The sequence below is a fragment of the Aequorivita sp. H23M31 genome (assembly GCF_004022485.1).
Lineage (GTDB): Bacteria > Bacteroidota > Bacteroidia > Flavobacteriales > Flavobacteriaceae > Aequorivita > Aequorivita ciconiae.
This window is the reverse complement of sequence record NZ_CP034951.1, coordinates 1,066,886-1,088,780: the sequence shown is the minus strand read 5'-3', so window position 1 is coordinate 1,088,780 and position 21,895 is coordinate 1,066,886. Positions and strand designations below refer to the sequence as shown.

Sequence of the window (21,895 nt, the reverse complement as noted above, 5' to 3'; positions counted from 1 at the left end):
AAATAATTCAATAATGGCTACAAGATTTATGTTTTAGTAAAATCTTGCAGTTCAGCAAATTCTATTTAACTATTTAAACTCATAATATTAGGTTTTTAAAATACCTAAATTATATACTTTTGACACAATCCATTAGTAAAAGAAAAATTAAATTTAACGGTTTAAGTTTATTATTCCATTTTGGTTATGAAAAGAATCAGAAAGATTGGTCTCACCAATTTCATCTTACTTATTTCCTCACTTATTCTTGTAATTATTTTAATAGCCTTTTCTTTTACTAAAAATGCAGAGTCGGCCACAGCTATTGCCGAAAGTTGGCAGGTAAAAAACAACATCAGAAGGATATCTTCCTCTTTGTCATCGATGGAGAGCAAAAAACTTGCTTATATATACACGGGTCAAATTAAGTATAAAAAAGCTTTTGACGCGGCCCATCAGCAATATGATTCGCTTAGAGAAGTGCTAACTTCCTCAGTCAGTAATAATAAGGAGCAGACAGAATTGATGCAAAAAATTGAGAAACTGGTAGAGATAGAGTATCCCAGCCTCGATGAGCAATCCATTGCCGGTTTGGCTTCAGAGTCGTTAAGGAAGGAACTTAATGACGAAATTCAGTCCACGCAAAAAATCCAGGAATTTCTAGAGCAGATGACCCAGATAGAAAACGTTTTGCTTCAAAAAAGAAACGACAGTTACGATATTTGGATGTTATTGATTATTGTGGGGATCGTTACGGCAACATTAATTGTTGGGCTCAGCCTTTATAATCTCATTGGAAGGATTCAACCTTTATTGGAAGAGCTATTGGAAACAAAGAATAATCTTGAGGATTCCAACCGATCGCTAAATGTAACCCTTGAAAAATTAAACAACTCCAATCATGAAAAAGAATTGGAGATTAGAGCCAAAGAAAAAGCCATTCAGGAAACCGAAATGCTAAACGATTCCCTCCGGGTAAAAAACCAACAATTGGATCATTTTGCGTATGTAGCATCTCACGATCTGCAGGAGCCCCTGCGTACCGTATCCAACTACTTAGAAGTATTTCAGGAAGATTTTCCTGAAAGACTAGAAGGAGAAGCAACCATGTATTTTGATTTTATAAATAGTGCGGTAGATCGTATGCGGAATTTGATAAGTGGTCTGCTTTCCTTTTCTCGAATTGGTACCAGTGGCGAAATAGAGAACATAGATTTAAATGAAACCATTACTAAAATAAAAGAGGATCTTTCCTCAATTATGGAAAGACGCGGAATTTTAATCGAAAACGATCTCCTACCCATCATTAAAGGGTATAAAATAGAAATAAAGCAACTGTTTCAGAATCTCATTTCCAACGCCATCAAATTTACCGCCCCCGAGGACCAACCACACATAAAAATAGACTTTGACGAAACAGAAAATTTCTATAATTTTCATATAAAGGACAATGGTATAGGTATTCCAGATAAGGATTATACAAAAATATTTGATATGTTTAGTCGTCTTCACAGCACAAAAGATTATGAAGGCCAGGGAATAGGTTTGGCATTCTGTAAAAAAATTGTAGAATTGCACCACGGAAATATTTGGGTAACCTCAGAATTTGGAAAGGGGAGTACCATTCATTTTACCATAGGAAAATAATATGAAAAAGAAACTAAAGCTTGTATTGTTGATCGATGATTCTGAAAGCGATAATTTTTACCATGCCCGCAAAATAAGAAAAGCTGGAATAAGCGATAATATCCATATGTGCTACAGTGGGGAGGCCGCCCTGGATTATTTGCGGAGTGAACTTGAGGGTGTACATCCGCAACCAACACTCATCTTTTTAGATATCAATATGCCAGGGATGAACGGATGGGAATTTCTTGAAGAATACGAAAAACTTACCGTGGCCCAGCAAGGGGAAGTGGTACTTACCATGTTGAGCAATTCAATAGATGTGCGCGACAAGGATAAAGCAGCAAAATACAAAACAGTTCGAGGTTATTATAGCAAACCTTTGAATGAGGAGTATTTAAATTCGATATTGGAAATGCATTTCCCGGAATATCTTTAATTTCAGTAATTTAAAAAAATGTCAACCTTAGATTATTGAAAAACGACATTTTCCTCTCTATCGTGGAATAGGGTATTTTTTGAATATTAAAATCTATGCTCGCTTCCCATTTTTTTTAGAAACTATTCTTTCTCCCTGATAGTTAATGTCGAGGGAAAAATAAAGAATTTAATTCCTTTACTTTGCGTCTCTGCAAAAAGGATTATTTACTATGGGTAGGCTGTTTACAATTCTCACATTATTTTTTTTAGCGTTTTCGTTTGTAGCCAATGCCCAGGATACGTCGAAGAAGCCTTCAACAAAATTTAAAAATAAAAAACCAAAAGTAGCCTTAGTCCTCAGTGGTGGCGGTGCCAAAGGCTTGGCGCATATTCCTACACTACAAATGCTGGATTCGCTGGGGATTGTCCCCGATCTCATTGTTGGAAATAGTATGGGCAGTATTGTGGGCGGTCTATATGCCATGGGTTATAGTGGAGATAGCATAGTCGATCTTATTAAACAGGCTAGATGGGATAAATTGATGGGAGGAGGGGTGTCTCTTCAAAATGTTAGTGCGGAGGAAAAGGCCGAATTTGATCGATATATGGTCGAACTGGATTGGGTAAACGGAAATTTGAAATTGGGGAATTTTCTCCTGAACGATCAAAACCTAAGGGAATTTATTACCCTTCTTACCTTCCCAGTATACGATGTAAACGATTTTGACGATCTGCCCATTCCCTTTAGAGCTATGGCCACCGATATTGTTCGAGGAGAAGAGGTAATATTGGATAGTGGCTCATTAGCACTTGCAATGCGCGCCAGTATGTCCATTCCGGGAGTTTTCCAGGCCGTTTCATACGACGGTACCTTATTGGTAGATGGCGGTCTCTTAAATAATTTCCCTGTAGATGTGGCGAAAAAAATGGGAGCAGACATCATAATTGGTAGTGATGTTGGTCTTCAGCCCTTTACTATGGAAAAACTCCAAAATCTGTCCTCATTGATGCTGCAGACTACAATGTTGAACAGCAATATTAAGCGTCCGGAAAATCGGGATATGTGTGATATCCTTATTGATCATAGTGAATACTTAACTTATTCTACGGGAGATTTTAAAAGTGCTTTGGCTATTTATGAAGAGGGGAAATCAGCTGTTCAGGACAACAAGGATACTCTTATAGAATTATCGAAATTTTTGAACCAGTATAAGCAACGAGAAGTGGAGCTGCCGGGTACAATTGATAAATTTGTAATAGATTCAATTGTATTTACAGGAATTAGTCGGCCTAATCTCGCTCTGGTCCATGCACGTACCGAGATAGAGATTGACACCCCGTACAATATAGCAGATGTAATAGATGGGGTGAATAGAGCGATGGGGACCACGCTGTTCAGGCAGGTAGCATATAATTTGGTAATGAACGATTCCACAGTGGTTTTACATTTGGACGGAGTGGAAAGATCACCCTATCAGGTAAAGGGAGCTCTTCACTATGACGGATATCACGGTGTGGGAGTCATCGCAAATTATACCGCAAGAAATGTTATTGGAGACGCTTCTAGGTTATTGATAACTGCCGATATTGCTGAACAGCCCAAGTTCCGATTTCAATACCAGAAAAATTTTGGTGCTCAAAGAGATTGGTGGTGGAGGACTGAAGTGTATGGACAGCAACTTAAGCAGAAAGTTTTTTTGGACGGGGAATATGCCGATAATGTAAGGAATCGTTATTATTCTTTTGATAATCAATTTAATCGGAATTTAAAGTCCCTGAGAAGTTATATTGGCTTAGGGGTAAAATATCACCATACCAATATTAAGCCTTCAATTAACCCAGATCTCTATGAAAACCTTTTCAGGTTTAATAAATATGATAATTATGATATAGAATTGTATACCCAATATAATTACAATAATATGGAGAAAGTGCTTTTTGCCACAAAGGGTACCATATTAACAGGTTATTTGGGAAAATCATTATACGGGAATTTGCAGTTGGAATTTTCGGACGAGAAAATTCCCGATTTTGATGGCCCTTCCAAAGGATATACAAAACTGGGTTTAGATTATGAAAAGAGATTTCGATTAACTCCTCAGATCACGACAATATTAGGAACTTCAGCTCATTTTACCTTTGAAGACCATAAGTCGGACAATGATTTGCCTCTTTCAGATGTGGTCTTGAATTCTATGTATTATTTGGGAGGAAATATTCTAATTCCCCGAAACGATTTCTTTGTTTTCCCCGGACTGAAAGAGGAGGAAATAGTTCTGAATCAATTTGTAAAATTTAATCTCGGAATGCAGCTTCGGGCTATGAGCAACATTTACATTACACCCCATTTCGATATGGCCTCAGTAGGTTTTGGAAATTTTGAGGGTTATATTAAGAATGCCCTTTTATCACCGGGAAAATGGACCGATTTATCAGAACCGAGTGTTGTGGTCTCCGCCGGAACTACTTTTTCATACAACTCCATTTTGGGCCCTATTAACTTTGACGCTTCTTGGGTGAATAATATCAACAAGGTCCGTTTCTTTATAGGAATAGGATTCCATCTGAATCGCTCGAATTAATTTTATTGTCCTAGAACGGCCATCTCTTTGATTCAATATTTAATTTTTTGCAAATCGGTATTCATTTTATTTTCGGAAGGCCGCAAGTAAGCCATATATATAATTATGCAAAACCCGAATACTATGAATTCTGGTGCTATAAACAATAGCAACAACGCCGCACCTTCCAAAATGGACCATCTAATTATAGAGGCAGTTTGATATATGCGGAAGTTTTCTTCCAAACCATCATTTTTATCAATCTTCTTCAGTTGGGATTGGAAAAGAATATTCCCAAGTGCAAACGCAGCTACAGGAATAAATAGCCAAGCACTGGATGAAGAACCAATAGATGGAAAATTGAACATTTCCATTGAAATAGTACCGAATAAGATATAAATTAAAAACAAACCGCCGCAAATTGAACCATGAATAAACTTGAGTGTTTTAAATTTTTCCTCCATAGCTGTTTCTATTCTTTAGGTGGTGGTTTTATTTTTATTTCCTAGTCAGCAAATATATCTTTTTCCCATTTTTTACTACGTTGCAATATTGCCCTTCTGGTTCCAAACATTTTAGTTCGTAAATAATAAGTTGGTTCTTTTTAAAAGCAAATCCATACAGCTCGCTTTCCGCAGCACTTTTACCCAATCGCAATTGATCAACTTGCATTCCAGCATCGTAATAGTCAATTAATACGGAATAGTTGGAAAAAGGGGCTAACCCGATTATTTTCCCTGAAGGGGTAAACTCAACTTCCTTTCCGTTAAGGTCATATTTCCCTGCAAAAAGTAACTGCTCAACTATTTTATAATCGTTTTTGCTACCAAACGATTTTAACTTTATGAACTCATTGTTTTTAGTCCTGATCGATCCATTTTTAAAATCGATAGTTTGGGCAGGTTCTTCTTGAAACTTAATCTTATATTCCCCGTTGCCACCTGTTATTTTTGCAGTAGTGCCTTCATGGAAGCCCATGACTACTTCAACTTCCTTATTTAGTTGGGTGGGGAAAAGCATTAAGGTGATAGGTACTACATCTTGTGATTTTTTTGGTGATTTGGTCGACATTAGTTTATCAACATATTTCTTATTCACCCAAACTCCGCCAAAGGGAATAGTTCTGGTCTCGTTGTTTTCAGCAGGCTCACTAGGGGTTCTAGTTTCCACGGGACTTTCCTCAATCGTTACATCATTCTTCTTATGGTTTTCATTGCAACTGGCTAGGATGATGATTGAGAGGAGGATAGGTAGTTTTTTCAATTCTTTAAACATTGATTATAGATAGATTTTAATATATGATTTGTTAGGGTTTGATTTTTGCCGCCAAACATAATTCTTCAATTGGGGATTAGTTTCCAAATATACCATCTAAAATGGACAACCATTTTTAAACATAATCAATTTTAAATATTTCATTTCATTAGGTGTGATAAAACTATAAATGATTTTTATTTCAATTCGAACTATAAGGGTTCTCAAGAGGTTAATGGATTGTGGGCCTTCTTTTTTCAAATATTCAAAATGACGGCCTTATTTCTTTTCCCGGACAATAGTGATTTCATCTAATAATTTTAAATATCATTCCTATAAAAACTATAATCCAGGTTATTAGAGAAAAAATTAAAAATGCTTTTGGGATTACCATTAAAAAAGATAATTCAAAAGACTGGGAAAGTTTGAGTGTACAGACCGTGTACATTCCTAAGGGGAAAACCATCCCCCAATAGTGCGAAACATATTTTACAGGAATCTTTTTTATAAAGTGTCTCCAAATGCCCAAAAGGACCATGATAGGAATCCACCAAGTTCCAATGGCCCAAAAAAGCAGGGTCAATCCTTTTATAAAAGGAAGCAATTCGTTGATAATTATCCATTTATTGGCCATTGTTATTAAGGTAAGGCCTGCGAGAACTGTTATTGCATCGGCCCCCATACTAATCCAGTACGGAGTTTTGAGTTTTTGTGCTCGAACTTCAAAGAATAGAAGACGATAAACTATAAGTGTAATAAGGATAACATAAAACGTACATCCTACAAGGAACATGAGCAACGCAATAAGAAGGATTATTTCATAATAAATAGGTAGATGTTCCACCAATTGAATACTTAAAATGGAAATAGCCTGTGTGGCCACGACAATCAAAAGCCATGTTCCGCTAATAGCTTTTATGGAGGTCTTATATCTTTTCTCAATATGTATTGCGAAGAGTGAATAGAGCAGTAGGAACCAAGATAAAAATCCAATAGACAGGAATATTATCCCAAGAGTGAAATCTCCAAAAATTGTTGTGAATTGGCTCCCGAGAATACAATTGGCTGCTACAAAAGAAAGGAATCCCATATTTATTTCAAGATTGAGAAATTGGGAACGGAATCTTTTCCAGTAGTGAATTAATTGAAAGCTAAATAGAACACAGAGTATTGCGTAAAATGCGATGTTCAGATAAAACAATAAATTAGAAAGAAATATATTTCCGAAAGCTTTTAAAGCTATTGAGACGATACCCGTCGCCATAACGAGAGCAAATGAGTCTGGAGGTAAAGTACTGATTCCTTTATTGAATCGACTATGTGGGGAAGATAAGGATCCCCGAGTTTTTTCTATTTTTCTATTTGCTAAATCAAGTTGCATGTTCAGCTTTGTTCTAGACCAGAAATTGGGAGATTAACAAATTTACAATAACATAAGGCTCTGTTTGAAAAATTTAAGGAAGATTTCTAAAAATACGCTGGGGTATTTAGTGGAATATTAATGTGTTTGTATCCATATTGTTATTTATGCGAATCTGGAAAGCGCGAAAGAATAAGAAATTGGAACTGATTTGAATGATAAATAAGAATGTAATCAATTCTGAATAAAAAATAATTTTTGCAATCCGGCGGAGATGGCTATTTTCGTAATATAATTAACCTTAATATTTTTAAAATGAAGAAATTTTTACTTTTAGCATGTGTATTAGCAAGTACGGCCATATTTGCACAAGGACATGAAACATTTGACAATTTAGATCTTACAGGCAACTCCTATGCCACCGGCACCTTTGTTGGCCAAGATGGTGTTACGTGGAATTATGGAGAAGCTCGTGGCGATATAGAGCTTAACGGAAAAGCAATTACTTTGGGACGTAACAGACAAAATCCTATGTTTCTTGAATCAGGAACTATTCCTAATGGTTTGGGAACCCTTGAATTTTCGTACGCGCAGGCGTTTACCAAAGACGTTGGAATGGAAGTGATGGTTAATGGAGAATTGGTTTATACCGCTACCAGCGAGGGCGAGGAAGGCGTAACAAAATTTTCCGGTCCCATAACAGTGGAGGTTGCCGGAGATATCGTTCTAATGTTTAACAACCCTCAAAATTTTGGACAAATTACTATAGACGACATCATTTGGACAGCCTATGATGATACTACAGGAATTGAGGATAACTCGGATATAGGATTTAGCTATTTCCCAAGTCCGATGATCGATGTTTTAAATCTTAACGCTAAGATCGCCATTGAAAAGATCGAGGCCTTTAATTTATTGGGACAAAAGGTTATTGATATTACAACTCTCAATGACGGACAGATGAATGTTTCTAATCTTCCTGCCGGGTCGTATGTTTTCCGAGTGAAGTTTGAAAACGGGTCGCAAAAGACCTTTAATATTTCAAAAAAATAAGAGAATATTCTTCAAGGATTATTCAATTGGAAAAGCTGTCAGGAAACTGGCAGCTTTATGCGTTTAGGACTATTAGCATTTTAATTTCCCTCACATCACTCTCTCCTATAATATAGCGTTTTCAGAACTTGCTCTTTGAATCTCTATAGAAAGTATAATAGGCAAATTTGCGAATACCAGAAGGTTAATTCTCTATTAATTCTCTATAAACGGTTTCTTAAATCTATTCTCTGAATTGTAGTTATGTTTTAATTTTCAGAAAAAAAGGAAGAAAACATGAATAGGGAACTTTACCAACCGGATATAACCTCAATAATAGAGGCGGATTTTAAAGAATTTATAATAGATAAAAAACATCCTTGCGTAATGGCAAATACCGTTTTTGCCATGGGGGATTATGATCTGAAAGTTTATGATAAACTAGGCACAAAGGGCTCGGCCAAAGAGTTGCTGGAAGATATTAAGAATTATCTCTCAGACTATAATTTTTCCGATAACAAGTTTAAAACCTTGATAGCTGTATTTCCGGAAGCAGATGTGGCTTCAGAAATTGAATTTGAAAATCTACTTTGGAGGCAGCTCCAATTTGTTCATGATATCGATAATGTTGAATGGGATCATAGAGTAAGCCAAGATCCTGAAAACAACAATTTCAGTTTCAGTATAGGGGGAAGAGCGTTTTATGTAATCGGGATGCATCCCAAAAGCTCTAGAATGGCGAGAAGAGCTCCATATACTACGCTGGTTTTTAACCTTCACTGGCAATTTGAAAAACTTCGAGAAATGGGGGTTTATCATAAGGTCCGCGACAAAATAAGAAAAAGGGACAAAGCGCTTCAAGGTCAAATAAATCCTGTTTTGGCAGATTTTGGAGATAGCAGCGAAGCTCGGCAGTATAGTGGACGCAATGTAGGGGAAAAATGGAAGTGTCCTTTCCATTCCAAGTAATTTTTCGAAACTATTTTAATTGAAAATATCCACTGGATTAAATCTGTGGATGTTTTTTTTGAAAATATGTACCTTACGGTAAATAACGTCGAAGATGTATCAGCCAAAGAAATATATTAACAATAGTCCCGAGTTTATCCATTCTTTTATTCAACAATATCCATTTGCAACGGTGGTTCTTAAAGGTGAATGCTTATTAGCAACTCATATTCCAGTGTTGATTGATGGTAATAAAGAAAATTACCGACTCTTTGCCCATATTGCAAATCATAATCAGATGCACAGATTCCTGAAAAACGGTGAAGAAATGTTAGTTATCTTTCAGGGACCTGATTCCTATATTTCTTCCTCTTGGTATTCTTTTCCTGAGATTCCTACTTGGGATTATGAAGCGGTACATGTTAATGGAAAAATTACCTTACAGTCAGATTATGAGCTTCAGGATTCCTTGGAACGGCTAATGGGTTATTTTGAAAGGGATTCTGAAAATCCTGTTACCTATAAAACTATTCCAAAAGAAATCTGGAACGACAATTTTTCTGGAATAACAGGATTTTGGATTGAGCCGTTTCAGGCACTGGGAATAGAGAAATTGCATCAAGGTTTTGAATACAGGGAAATCCAGAATATAAATGACAAATTACAAAAGGGCTGCCCGAAAAACATTCAATTAGCGTCTCTTTTAAAGAAAAAACATAATTTAGAATAGCTTACTTTATAAATATGTATTTGGAATTACATAATTTTTGAATTTAAATTTCAATCACATACCTAAATTTACAAATTGCAATAATGATAGAACATATAGAAAAACAATCCGGTCGTGCTTTTAAACTGAAAAAAGGTCAAAAATTAAAAGTTATTGATCCTTTAGGTGGTCAGGTGAGCGATATGGTTTTGTTTAATGCACGTGATAAGCGTGAGAAAATATCGTCGGGGAAAACACTGGATTTTGAAGAAACCATACTGATAACCGCGGGTCACTATTTATGGAGCAACCGTAGCAGGAAAATGATGAAGATCTTAGAAGATACCAATGGAAGAAATGATTTTTTATTAGCTCCCTGTAGCCCGGAAACTTTCGAGATTATGTATTCTCACCAAGGATACCACCCCAGCTGTTTTGAAAATTTGTATACAAATCTGGAACGTTTTGGATTACAACCAGATGATGTTCCTACAGCTTTCAACGTTTTTATGAATGTTCAATTTGCGCCCGATGGTAAACTGAGCGTGCTTCCTCCATTGAGCACGGCAGGGGATTTTGTCCTATTTCAAGCGGAAATGGACCTTATTGTTGCCCTTACAGCTTGTTCAGCGGAAGATAGTAACGGAGGGAGTTTTAAGCCCATTCATTATGAAATTATCGAGTAACCTTTCCAAAATTTTAAGAGCAAAAAAATCTTTTCTTTAACTAAAAACTCCCAATCTACAGTCCGAATGTTCGATGGGTGAGATTCTATTTCCGGTAATCCATAAAGATTCCAAAAGCATATAGGTTATATTTGACCCGAATGGGAGAAACTTACATTTCCCATTTAGTTTGGTCTATGAATAAATCATTTTACCTCATTGTTTTTATTCTTACGGTTCTCTTTTCCTGTAATCCAAATGGAAACCGTACTGAGATATTAGGAGATAGAATTATACCAAAAAATCTTGACTTTGGCCACCGTTTTAATGATGAAGGGGCGGAGGATGATTTTGATAATGCAAAAACATTAAATCTTGTCTCCTGGAATATTCAGCATTTAGGTCGCACAAAAACACCTGAGACTCTTTCTGAAATAGCCAACATCCTCCGCGATTTTGATATTGTAGCAATCCAAGAGGTGGTTGCCAAGGATCCCGCAGGTGCACAGGCCGTTGCAATGATTGCGGACGAACTGAACCGAATGGGATTTAAATGGGATTACCAGATTAGCGACCCAACAAAGAGTCCTTCAGTTTATATTAGTGAACGCTATGCTTTCTTGTGGAAAACTTCCAGAGTGAGCATGATTCATAGAGCCTACTTGGATAAGGAGTTAGAAGATTTTTGCTATCGTGAACCATTTATTGCTAGTTTTAAAGTAAAGGGAAATAAGGAGCCATTTTATGTAGTAAATTATCATTCCCGAAAATACAACGATAGACCAGAGGAAGAAATAATCCATTTTCTGGATTATCCCCAAAGACTAAACTCTCAGCGCATCTTAATTGCTGGCGACTTCAATCTGAGTGAAAAGCATGCGGTTTGGGAACCCTTTTATAGAAGAGGATTTAAAAATGCCATAAAAAATGAGCGTACTACCTTAAAAATGAAATGTGAGAACGGAGATTATCTAAGTCACCCAATCGATAACATTTACATTACTTCCGGCATTACCAAGGTGAAGGCCAATAGTTTGGATTTCGTGAAACATTGTGACAATCTAGAAAAAGCTAGATCTATTTCAGACCATCTGCCTATTTACATTGAATTTCGGATTGAAGATGGGAATGAGTCGAGGAGTCGATGAGTTGAGGTTAATTTTCATCATCATCTTCATCTTAAACTTCATTAATCTTCAACTTCAACTTCATTTTCATGTTCATATTCATTTCATTTTCATTTAATCTTCATCTTCAACTTCAATAATTTAACTTCAACAAACTATATAAGTTCTCAAAACAATAAATTCGGAGGTGGAACCTCTTCAATTATATAGGGTTTGTCGGTATCGATGTTTCGTCTATATAAATCAGGGCTTACAGGATGCGCTCTGAATTCCTTTGATGTAAAACCATTTTTAATCAGCTCTAGTACATCTTTTTTCTTAAGATGGGGATTGAGCCATTCGTCATACAATCTTTCATCCAAGACAACAGGTTGCCGTTTTTTTACATTATGTACTTGCCGAAAAAATGCATTTGCTTCCATAGTGAGCATAGAGCAGTTTAAGTTATTTGGTTCGTTTTGCAATTCAGAATAAATACCCGCGAAGGCAAATAGACCACGACCGTCCGGGAATGAGGTAGAAGGGATATAACAGAAGTATGGAATAGACTCTCCGCCAGTTCTATGAGGCTCGAAAAAACCATCGGCTAAAATAAGACAGCGTTTATCCTGCGCGTCTTGCGTGGTTAGACCATTAAAGAGGGTCTCAGATCTTATATTAAGTGTATTGTATTTCTTTCGAAAGCCTTGAACATCTTCCATTCCCCAAGAGGGAATATACCCCCACATTGCAGGAAAAATAACCCTGGGTGCATCCATTTTTATAATTTGCAAATTCGGATAGTCGAAACCTGAACGATGGTAATAGGGAGTGAATTTATTTGGAAATGCAAAATTCGAGTGGAAATATTCCTGGACTTGACTTTTCATTTTGGTAAGCGCGGTTTCGTAGCACATCTTATAGGATTAAATAAATCTGGTTTTCCAACTTCCGAAAATAAGCAGATTTAAGCTAGGATACCATAATTTCCCCATATTCAAATCTAATTTTTAACTTTTGTAAAAGAATAACACAATCTGTTAAACTAATAACAAAAGTCTATTTTTTATGGCGTTCCAATTGTACTTTCGTTGGACTAACCCTTAAAAAATAAAAGATATGGTACGTTGGATAGTTATTTTCCTAGTAATTGCGATTATCGCTGCAATATTCGGATTTGGTGGAATTGCCGCCGGAGCAGCCGGAATTGCGAAAATCATTTTTTATATTTTCTTAGTCCTTTTGGTGTTGAGTCTTCTATCAAGCCTGTTCCGAAAATAACGGATTGTGCCAAGACAAGAATATGATATTTGTATGGTCATTGATTAGGAGGTTGTTAACCTCTGATTCTTTGGCCATACATTCTACTTTTCCTTTCCTTTCATCCATTTGGTGAAATTTCCGTGTTGGAGCGTATAGTTATTAGCGCATGCTCACCATCTTCATTTTTTAAAATTTTTTCTTTGTCGTAAAAAGAATTAAATAATCAAAAATGAGCATATCAATCCCTAAAAATACATTCGATTTTCTTTTGGAATTAAGAAAAAACAATAATCGGGAGTGGATGCAGGAACACAGAAAGGAATATTTACTGAATGAAGAAATATTGAAAAGCTTTTATTCCGAAGTGGAAAAAAGGCTGGTGAAAACCGATGAAATCGCTAAAGTCAAGATATTTCGAATAAACCGGGATCTTCGATTTAGAAAGGATAAAACTCCCTACAACTCACATAGAAGCGTAAGTTATAGTAGGGCAGGAGAGCATCGTCGTGGAGGATATTATTTTAGATTGGATCCAGGAAATTGTTATATGGCTGGAGGTTTTTTTGATCCCGAGCGAGAGGATCTTCTTCGAATCCGAAAGGAATTTGAAATTGACTCATCCGAAATTCGAGAAATACTAAATGAAAAAAAGTTTAAAAATGCTTTTGGTAATTTTGTTCAATCAAATGCCGTAAAATCCGCTCCCAAAGGTTTCGATAAGGAGGATCCCAATATTGATTTGATAAAACTAAAAAGTTTTGTCGTAAAGCATACCTTTTCTGATGAAGAGGTGCAGTCGGAAAATTTTATTCAATTATTGATGGACCATTTTCTACTGCTCCGACCTTTTTTCGATTATATGAGCCATGTTCTTACTACCGATTTAAATGGGGTTTCGTTGATTGAGGACAATTAGGTAAATAGCCAGTTACAGTAATTAGGGGTCAGTATTCAGTGGTCATTAATCAGTGATCAATAATCAGAGTGATCAGCAATGAGTAAACAGTAGTCAGTGGTCAGTAATTGATCTCCCCTTCGCTGAAAATGCTTTGGAGGACAAGGAGTGTTAAGTAAACAGTACTAAGTTTCCAGTAATTGGAAATAAGTATTTAGTTTTCAGTTGTGAGAATGAATCTAAAAATTTATTTTCATACCTCATACCTCATACCTCATACCTCATACCTCGGCTCACGCATATTCCGGCTCCAAAAGCAGGATATTGCTTTTTAGCCTTTCCTTTACTATATCCATCATCCGTTTATTTAACGCTGACGAATTTTGAACATAGGTGTCAAATTCTTTCAAAGTGAATTGGCCAATAATAATTCCTTTTAGAGAATTCCGGAATTTCATATCCTTTTGAATTGCGTTTTCGATATAATCCAGTCGCTTTTCCAGATTGAGGTCATAAAAAACATTTTTATGTTTTACCACATAATTCCTAAAAGCCGCCAGCAACAGATCATTTTGAAGCAGAGTAACTGGTCTAAGTGTGGAATTTTGAAAACATTCATCGGAAGTCATATGGGGGTTTAATCTTGCGGAAGGAATTTCAGGCCGCATTCCTATAAGTATGCTGTCTCTCGTTTCCATAATAGGGTTTTTCTAAAATTAAAAATAAAATGGGGCTTTTCTTAAGGTTTCCGAATAAGTTATAAACCTCTTTTCAACAACAAAAGTTGTTCCTATCTTTGGAGAAGGCTATGGTTTTTTATTCATTTGAGTGAAAATCCATGCCAAATAAACTCGCGATGATAAAAAAAATCAAACGTTATGAATATACTATCCGTTGACCAAATATATAAAGCAGATAAGATTACCATAAAAAACCAGAACATAGATTCTGTCCAGCTTATGGAAAGGGCAGGGGAGCAGGTTTTCGATTGGATCGAGGATATATTAATGGGTGCTCCGATCCATATTCATGTATTTTGCGGAATAGGAAATAATGGTGGTGATGGCCTGGTTGTGGGGCGATTGCTTATTGAAAGCGATTATAATGTAACGGTGTATGTTGTGAATTTTAGCGACAAGCGCTCAAAAGACTTTCTCCATAATTATGACAGAATAAAAACCGATACCAAAGTTTGGCCAACACTGATAAAAAGCGAAAAGGATTTTCCCGAAATCGGCTCCGGTGATATTGTCCTAGATAGCATTTTTGGAATTGGGCTCAACCGATCTCCGGAAGGATGGGTAAAGAAACTTATTGAACATCTTAACAAGAGCGGAGCTTTGATAATTTCTATAGATATTCCCAGTGGTCTATTTGCCAATAAAGCTTTGGAAGATAAAGACGCGGTGATAAAAGCAACCCACACACTTACATTTCAGATTCCGAAATTAGCATTTTTCCTGCCTGAAACTGGACCATTTGCCTCGATGGTCAAAACACTTGATATAGGTTTGGACCAAAAATTTATTGAGGAAGCAGAACCTTTGGCTCAATTGATTTCACAAGAAGAGGCACAAAGTTTTTATATCCCCAGAAAAAAATTCGGTTATAAAGGAACTTATGGTCATGCCCTCATCGTGGCAGGCAGTTACGGAAAAATTGGAGCTGCCGTTCTCGCTTCTACCGCAGCTTTTAGAATTGGAGCAGGGATGGTTACTGCATTTGTTCCAAAATGTGGTTATAATATTCTTCAGACAACGCTTCCGGAAGCAATGGTAATAACGGATAAAGAAGAGGAATTTATCACGGAAATAACTTCAGATTTCGAACCTACCGCCATTGGAATTGGCATGGGAATGGGAAAAAATCAGGCCACAGTTCAAGCTCTTAAGAAACTCTTCAAAAATTCCAAATCCCAATTCGTTATCGATGCAGATGCCCTGAATAATATTTCCGAGAACAAAGATTTAATGAAATTGTTGCCCAAAAAATCAATTCTGACCCCACATCCAGGAGAGCTAAAAAGACTTATTGGTTCGTGGAATGACGATTACGAAAAGCTTGAAAAAGTCAAAAAATTCTCGAAGAAACACGACGTCGTTGTGATTGTTAAGGGAGCCTATACCGCCACGGTTTACGAGGATAAAATTTATATAAACACCTCTGGAAACCCAGGAATGGGAACCGCGGGAAGTGGTGATACGCTGTCAGGAATTCTTACAGGTTTGCTCTGTCAAGGTTATGACATTTTAAGCGCATCCCTTTTCGGGGTCTTTATGCACGGATTCGCTGGCAATAAAGCCGCAGATAAAATGGGCTACGAGGCCTTAATAGCGGGAGACATCATAGAAAACCTCTCAGAAGCTTATGTCGAATTGTTTATGGATCCAGAAAATGATAATTGGGAAGATGACGATTTGTTCGACGATGATTGGGATGATGATGATTGGGATGATGATGAATGGGAAGATGATTTTTTAAAGTGATTTTGATTGATGGGTTTTAATCTGTTCATTCTGGACAAAATTTAAATTTAAGCAGTAATTAAGAGATTAACAAGGATGGCAGAAGTAATGAACGACAAGAAGATATTCAGCCTCCTTGAGGTCACTCAGAGCGTAGAGAAAACTCTTACTGATCGCTATAGGTGTTCATTCTGGGTCAAGGCGGAAATGAACAAACTCAATTTTTACAGCCATTCTGGTCATTGTTATCCCGATCTTGTTGAAAAGCGCGATGGAAAAGTGATTGCCCAATTGAGAGCTGTATTATGGAAAAATGATTATTTGAGGGTGAACAAACGCTTTCTCGACACCTTGAAAGAACCCTTGAAGGACGGAGTTAAGATTCTCTTTCTGGCGCGGATTTCCTTTACGCCTTTATATGGATTGACCCTGATAATTAGCGATATCGACCCCGGATATACACTTGGCGATTTGGAACAGGAAAAACAAAAGACAATTAAAAAGCTTCAAGCCGAGGGTATATTCCATAATAACCATCAATTAAAATTGCCGTTACTGCCAAGACGAATTGCTATTATTTCCGTGGAGACCAGCAAGGGTTATGCTGATTTTCTAAGAATTATAGAAAATAATTCGTGGAACTATAAATTTTTTCTCCTACTGTTCCCTGCATTGCTCCAAGGCGATAAAGCTCCAGCCCAGATTTCGAAGCAGCTCCAAAAAATTAAAAAAGTAAAACATCATTTTGATGCCGTTGCTATTATCCGTGGCGGCGGTGGAGATGTGGGACTTTCTTGTTATAACGATTACAATTTGGCGGCCGAAATCGCTAATTTTCCCATTCCAATCATTACGGGAATCGGCCATGCAACCAATGAGACGGTTTCCGAAATGGTTGCCTATTCCAACGCAATTACGCCAACCAAATTGGCCGAATACCTACTTCAGAAATTTCATGATTTCTCAGTTCCAGTAAAAGAGGTCGAAAGAAGCTTGGTGGATAAGGCACGGCGGATCGTGACCGAAGAGAAAACAAGTTTATATTCCGAAGTAAAACTTTTCCGTTCGGTCACTGGAAACATTCTGAATTCCGATCGAAATAAAGTTGACAATTCAGTGATTGCCTTACAGCAACAGAGCAGATTTCGTTTGAAGAATGAAAGGGAGCTACTGAGAAACTACGGTACCACAATTCGGAAGGATAGTTTTTTACTAATAAATCATTTTACAGTTGATGTTTTTAGATTCAAAGAAAAACTGCTTACCCAATGTGAGCTACAGATAAAGGAAAACCGTCTGGAATTGGATAATATGGAAAGGAATATTGATAATATGGATCCAAACAACGTTTTAAAACGTGGCTATAGCATTACACTGCTGAATGGAAAGTCTGTCAAGGATTTATCTGAAGTAAAAGTTGGAGATTCCTTGCATACCCTTATTTTTGAAGGTGAAATAAAAAGTACTGTGGATGAAACAGTTAAAAGAGAACAACAATGAGTGTAGAAACCAATTATACCGAAGCTTTTGAGGAGCTTCAGAATATCGTCACTGAAATTGAGGAGGGAGAGATTTCCGTGGATGAGCTTTCAGAAAAAGTGAAACGCGCCGCCACATTGATAAAAATATGTAAAGCGAAACTCACTACTACAGAGGAAGATGTCAATCAGATATTGAAGGAACTTGAGGAGCCTACTTCTGAATAAAGGATTGCCCGTTTTAAGATTTAAACTTGAACATATAAGAGCAGCAGAAAAAGCTCATCCACGAGTCGGAAATAAAATTAATCTAAGAGGATATTAAGTCTAATCCTTTCCGACCGAGTGAAAATTTTTTCAATTGTTGATTTAACGGACAATCATTTAAAACAGTTTTAAGCGTGTACTTCCAAAAGCTCCTTGTGGAGCTTTTCATAGGTTGTACAATGCATACAACCAGAGCGGTCGGTAATCAATCTTACACCTCTTTTATAGGTGAAGTAATTCCAGATCCATTCCACAAAAACCCTAGTTCTATTTCTGAATCCAATCAAACTGAGTACGTGGATAAATGACCAGAGCGCCCAGGCAAAGAAGCCGCTGAATTTTAGTCCTCGAATGTCGGCTACGGCTTTTGCACGACCTATGGTTGCCATTGTTCCCTTATCGGTATAGACAAATTTAGCATTGGTTTTTCGTTTTCCCTCCTTAGCGATGAGATTTCCCACAAATTTTCCTTGTTGTGTGGCAACAGGAGCGAGAGCGGGTAGGGGCATTCCTTTTTTATCTACTCTGTGGGCAGAGTCGCCAATAATAAAAATATCGGGATATTGGGGTATACTTAAATCAGGCTCTACAATTACGCGGCCCGATCTATCTTGTTCCACTTTCAATGTATCCAGTAATGAGGATGCTTTTATTCCGGCCGCCCAGATAATATTTATAGTTTCTATGGATCCCACTTTAAGATAAACTTTGTTTTTTTCTATGTTGGTTACGGGCGTATTCAACAAAACTTTTACGCCCATTTTCTCCAACATTTTTTTAGCTTTTTCTCCAAGAGATTCAGGGAAAGCATTTAAAATTCGGGGACCTGCTTCAATTAGATAAATTCGGGCTTCTTCGGGTTTTATATTCCTGTATCCGTGTTTTGTGCCGTTACCCGCGACTTCGGCTATAGCTCCGGCCATTTCAACTCCAGTAGGTCCTCCACCGATAATAACATAAGTGAGCAGGGATTTTCTTTTATTGGAATCGTCAAGACCTTCAGCTTGTTCCATGGACATTAGTAGCTTTTCCCGGACTTTTAAAGCATCGCTTACAGATTTCATACCTGGAGCGTATTCAGCCCATTCCTCGTGCCCAAAGTAGTTGTATTGGGCACCCGTAGCCATTACCAATTGGTCGAATGGAATGATTTGCCCATTTCTCATTTGTAAGGTATTCTTATCGGGATTTATTTTTTCAACTTCTCCTAAAATTACTTTGATTCTCGGATTTTTATTTATGATAGAACGGATTGGAGCGGCGATGTCGCCAGGTGATAATTCGGCTGTGGCAACTTGATATAAAAGAGGCTGAAACAAATGATGGTTCAGTCTATCGATTATGGTGACATCTGCATCGGTGTTTTTAAGTGCCTTAGCTGTGGCAATACCGCCAAATCCGCCGCCTATTATTACTATATGTCTTTTTTTGGATTCCATTTTGTCTTTTTTCATTTCAATGGTTTTTTTGTTATCCTTTGTCAATTAGTCTTAGTGCTAATTTTATGGTACAAAGATAGAGATTATTTTATAGAAGACAAAAATATCCGTTATGAAAATTAATGCTTTTTCTTCTCTTAAACTGATGCTATAGGAGTGGGCTTGGTCTTCCTTTCGCATCCAACCAAGGTTGTGGAAATTCATCCATATTTAGCCTAAAGCTCGCATTTTGAGCAAAATATTTTATTTTTAGTTTCCACACTTAAATTTATGTAAATGGGATCTGGTACATTTTCTCAAATTTATATTCAATTGATTTTTGCCGTCAAAGGGAGAGGTAGTTTGATTTTGCCTTCTTGGGAAGATGAATTGTATAAATACATCACAGGAATAGTCCAGAACAAAAATCAAAAAATGTTGGCAATAAACGGGGTTCCGGATCATATCCATATTTTAATTGGGATGAAGCCTGCTTGTTGTTTATCTGATTTAGTCCGAGAAGTTAAAAAGTCATCCAACAAGTTTATAAATGAAAAGAAGTTTTCTAAATATAAATTTGATTGGCAAGATGGGTATGGAGCTTTTTCATACAGTCATTCTGCATTGGATAACGTGATTAAATATATTCAAAATCAGAAGGAGCATCATAAAAGACAATCTTTTAAAGAGGAGTATAGATTGTTTTTGGAAAAATTCAAAGTTGAGTTTAGAGAGGAATATCTCTTTGAATGGATTGAGTAAGGTATGTAGGCGCAGTGTTTTTATGATATTTGAAGTTAACGTTATAAGTTTGGAAATCCATGAACCCGAAGGGTTCACATATTTATAATAACGATGTAGGTGCGGGTGTTCGACCCCGTCGGGGGTCGTATTTCATCCGCTTGTATTTTTTTCTATAAATATTCAATCCCTACGGGATTGGGATTTGAATGTTAAGTAGGTTTGAGTTTTGTTATTCCAATCTTTAAATGTCTATCCCAAGTCTCGAACCTGAAGGGTTCCCATATTTACAGCAAAGAGGTAGTGTGAGGGTTCGACCCCCTCGGGGTCGTATCTCATCCGCTTGTATTTTTTTCTATAAATATGTAATCCCTTCGGGATTGGAGCGGTCCAATTGTAAGCAGGTTTGAGTTTTGTTATTCCAATCTTTAAAGATCTATCCAAGCCTTGAACCCAAAGGGTTCTTATATTTATAACAACGAGTTAAGACGGCAGTGTTCGACCCCGTCGGGGTCGTATGTCATCCGCTTGTATGTTTTTCTATAAATATTCAATCCCTATAAAATTGGGATTTGAATGTTAAGTAGGTTTGAGTTTTGTTATTCCAATCTTTAAACATTTATACAAGCCTTGAACCCAGAGGGTTCTTATATTTATAGCAAGGAGTTAGGGCGGCAGTGTTCGACCCCGATGGGGTCGAATTCATCCGCTTGTATGTTTTTCTATAAATATGTAATCCCTTCGGGATTGGAGCGGTCCAATTGTAAGCAGATTTGAGTTTTGTTATTCCAATCTTTAAATGTCTATCCCAAGTCTCGAACCTGAAGGGTTCCCATATTTATAGCAAAGAGGTAGATGTGAGGGTTCGACCCCGATGGGGTCGTATTCCTTCCGTCATATGTTATTTCTATAAATATGTAATCCCTTCGGGATTGGAGCGGTCCAATTGTAAGTAGGTTTGAGTTTTGCTATTCCAATCTATAAAGATCTATCCAAGCCTTGAACCCAGAGGGTTCTTATATTTATAGCAAGGAGTTAGGGTGGCAGTGTTCGACCCCGTCGGGGTCGTATCTCATCCGCTTGTATTTTTTTCTATAAATATGTAATCCCTATGGGATTGGAGCGGTCCAATTGTAAGTAGGTTTGAGTTTTGTTATTCCAATCTTTAAATGTCTATCCAAGCCTTGAACCCAGAGGCTTCTTATATTTATAGCAAGGAGTTAGGGCGGCAGTGTTCGACCCCGTCGGGGGTCGTATTTCATCCGCTTGTATTTTTTTCTATAAATATTCAATCCCTATGGGATTGGAGCGGTCCAATTGTAAGTAGGTTTGAGTTTTGTTATTCCAATCTTTAAAGATCTATCCAAGCCTTGAACCCAGAGGGTTCTTATATTTATAGCAAGGAGTTAGGGCGGCAGTGTTCGACCCCGTCGGGGGTCGTATTTCATCCGCTTGTATTTTTTTCTATAAATATTCAATCCCTATGGGATTGGAGCGGTCCAATTGTAAGTAGGTTTGAGTTTTGTTATTTCAATCTTTAAAGACTTATACAAGCCTTGAACCCAGAGGGTTCTTATATTTATAGCAAGGAGTTAGGGCGGCAGTGTTCGACCCCGTCGGGGTCGTATCTCATCCGCTTGTATGTTTTTCTATAAATATTCAATCCCTATGGGATTGGAGCGGTCCAATTGTAAGTAGGTTCGAATTT

The 21,895-nt window shown here is 37.1% G+C and carries 20 protein-coding genes; 14 read left to right on the top strand and 6 right to left on the bottom strand.

Going from position 1 to position 21,895, the window contains the following annotated elements; translation table 11 throughout:
* Window positions 1–186: 186 nt before the first annotated feature.
* The 3 genes from EI546_RS04860 (at window position 187) to EI546_RS04850 (ending at window position 4,607) form a co-directional block, all read left to right on the top strand.
* A complete protein-coding gene (locus EI546_RS04860) occupies window positions 187–1,626 on the top strand; it encodes a sensor histidine kinase (protein WP_128249489.1) in 1,440 nt (479 codons plus the stop codon).
* A gap of 1 nt (window position 1,627) precedes the next feature.
* Entirely contained in the window at window positions 1,628–2,044 is a 417-nt protein-coding gene (locus tag EI546_RS04855; RefSeq protein ID WP_128249488.1) for a response regulator, read from the top strand.
* 211 nt (window positions 2,045–2,255) lie between these two features.
* The gene (locus EI546_RS04850; protein WP_128249487.1) at window positions 2,256–4,607 is read left to right on the top strand and encodes a patatin-like phospholipase family protein; all 2,352 of its coding nucleotides are present in this window, start codon (window positions 2,256–2,258) and stop codon (window positions 4,605–4,607) included.
* Window positions 4,608–4,639: 32 nt separating this feature from the next.
* On the opposite strand, the gene EI546_RS04845 is transcribed toward EI546_RS04850, so the two are convergent.
* The 3 genes from EI546_RS04845 to EI546_RS04835 all read right to left on the bottom strand — a co-directional run bounded on the left by EI546_RS04845 (window position 4,640) and on the right by EI546_RS04835 (window position 7,104).
* On the bottom strand, window positions 4,640–5,050 hold the full coding sequence (locus EI546_RS04845; protein ID WP_128249486.1) for an MFS transporter: 411 nt from the start codon (window positions 5,048–5,050) through the stop codon (window positions 4,640–4,642).
* Window positions 5,051–5,084: 34 nt separating this feature from the next.
* Window positions 5,085–5,861, bottom strand: a complete 777-nt coding sequence (locus EI546_RS04840; protein WP_128249485.1) for a hypothetical protein — start codon at window positions 5,859–5,861, stop codon at window positions 5,085–5,087.
* Window positions 5,862–6,147: 286 nt separating this feature from the next.
* The gene (locus EI546_RS04835; RefSeq protein ID WP_240673191.1) at window positions 6,148–7,104 is read right to left on the bottom strand and encodes a tellurite resistance/C4-dicarboxylate transporter family protein; all 957 of its coding nucleotides are present in this window, start codon (window positions 7,102–7,104) and stop codon (window positions 6,148–6,150) included.
* Between the two features lie 411 nt (window positions 7,105–7,515).
* Here EI546_RS04835 and EI546_RS04830 point away from each other — a divergent pair, with 411 nt between their 5' ends.
* The 5 genes from EI546_RS04830 (at window position 7,516) to EI546_RS04810 (ending at window position 11,702) form a co-directional block, all read left to right on the top strand.
* The gene (locus EI546_RS04830; RefSeq protein WP_128249483.1) at window positions 7,516–8,253 is read left to right on the top strand and encodes a T9SS type A sorting domain-containing protein; all 738 of its coding nucleotides are present in this window, start codon (window positions 7,516–7,518) and stop codon (window positions 8,251–8,253) included.
* A gap of 276 nt (window positions 8,254–8,529) precedes the next feature.
* Window positions 8,530–9,201, top strand: coding sequence for a guanitoxin biosynthesis heme-dependent pre-guanitoxin N-hydroxylase GntA (gntA, locus tag EI546_RS04825; protein ID WP_128249482.1), 672 nt, complete (start codon window positions 8,530–8,532; stop codon window positions 9,199–9,201).
* A gap of 94 nt (window positions 9,202–9,295) precedes the next feature.
* The gene (locus EI546_RS04820) at window positions 9,296–9,910 is read left to right on the top strand and encodes an FMN-binding negative transcriptional regulator (RefSeq protein WP_128249481.1); all 615 of its coding nucleotides are present in this window, start codon (window positions 9,296–9,298) and stop codon (window positions 9,908–9,910) included.
* An 83-nt stretch (window positions 9,911–9,993) separates the two neighbouring features.
* On the top strand, window positions 9,994–10,575 hold the full coding sequence (locus EI546_RS04815) for a DUF1989 domain-containing protein (RefSeq protein WP_128249480.1): 582 nt from the start codon (window positions 9,994–9,996) through the stop codon (window positions 10,573–10,575).
* A 140-nt stretch (window positions 10,576–10,715) separates the two neighbouring features.
* Entirely contained in the window at window positions 10,716–11,702 is a 987-nt protein-coding gene (locus EI546_RS04810) for an endonuclease/exonuclease/phosphatase family protein (protein ID WP_240673159.1), read from the top strand.
* Between the two features lie 146 nt (window positions 11,703–11,848).
* Here EI546_RS04810 and EI546_RS04805 read toward each other — a convergent pair whose 3' ends face one another.
* On the bottom strand, window positions 11,849–12,550 hold the full coding sequence (locus EI546_RS04805; RefSeq protein WP_164905173.1) for an SOS response-associated peptidase: 702 nt from the start codon (window positions 12,548–12,550) through the stop codon (window positions 11,849–11,851).
* Between the two features lie 229 nt (window positions 12,551–12,779).
* On the opposite strand from EI546_RS04805, the gene EI546_RS04800 reads away from it, so the two are divergent.
* Together EI546_RS04800 and EI546_RS04795 are read left to right on the top strand one after the other, a co-directional pair.
* Window positions 12,780–12,941 (top strand): DUF1328 family protein, encoded by a 162-nt coding sequence (locus EI546_RS04800; protein WP_128249478.1) that lies wholly within the window; start codon window positions 12,780–12,782, stop codon window positions 12,939–12,941.
* A gap of 211 nt (window positions 12,942–13,152) precedes the next feature.
* Window positions 13,153–13,839: a DUF2461 domain-containing protein gene (locus tag EI546_RS04795; RefSeq protein WP_128249477.1), complete on the top strand. Its 687-nt coding sequence runs from the start codon at window positions 13,153–13,155 to the stop codon at window positions 13,837–13,839.
* A gap of 272 nt (window positions 13,840–14,111) precedes the next feature.
* On the opposite strand, the gene EI546_RS04790 is transcribed toward EI546_RS04795, so the two are convergent.
* Window positions 14,112–14,516, bottom strand: a complete 405-nt coding sequence (locus tag EI546_RS04790) for a glyoxalase (protein WP_128249476.1) — start codon at window positions 14,514–14,516, stop codon at window positions 14,112–14,114.
* Between the two features lie 180 nt (window positions 14,517–14,696).
* Here EI546_RS04790 and EI546_RS04785 point away from each other — a divergent pair, with 180 nt between their 5' ends.
* From EI546_RS04785 to xseB, 3 genes are all read left to right on the top strand, one after another.
* Entirely contained in the window at window positions 14,697–16,304 is a 1,608-nt protein-coding gene (locus tag EI546_RS04785; RefSeq protein WP_128249475.1) for an NAD(P)H-hydrate dehydratase, read from the top strand.
* Window positions 16,305–16,379: 75 nt separating this feature from the next.
* A complete protein-coding gene (gene xseA / locus EI546_RS04780; RefSeq protein ID WP_128249474.1) occupies window positions 16,380–17,783 on the top strand; it encodes an exodeoxyribonuclease VII large subunit in 1,404 nt (467 codons plus the stop codon).
* Window positions 17,780–17,989 carry an exodeoxyribonuclease VII small subunit gene (gene xseB, locus EI546_RS04775; RefSeq protein ID WP_128249473.1) on the top strand — a complete coding sequence of 70 codons (210 nt, stop codon included), beginning with the start codon at window positions 17,780–17,782 and terminating at the stop codon, window positions 17,987–17,989. The genes xseA and xseB overlap by 4 nt, the downstream gene beginning before the upstream one ends.
* Before the next feature lie 167 nt (window positions 17,990–18,156).
* Here the strand turns inward: xseB and EI546_RS04770 are convergent, their stop codons facing one another.
* Entirely contained in the window at window positions 18,157–19,482 is a 1,326-nt protein-coding gene (locus EI546_RS04770) for an NAD(P)/FAD-dependent oxidoreductase (RefSeq protein ID WP_240673158.1), read from the bottom strand.
* A 261-nt stretch (window positions 19,483–19,743) separates the two neighbouring features.
* On the opposite strand from EI546_RS04770, the gene tnpA reads away from it, so the two are divergent.
* The gene (tnpA, locus tag EI546_RS04765; RefSeq protein ID WP_128249472.1) at window positions 19,744–20,208 is read left to right on the top strand and encodes an IS200/IS605 family transposase; all 465 of its coding nucleotides are present in this window, start codon (window positions 19,744–19,746) and stop codon (window positions 20,206–20,208) included.
* The last annotated feature ends 1,687 nt before the right edge of the window (window positions 20,209–21,895 follow it).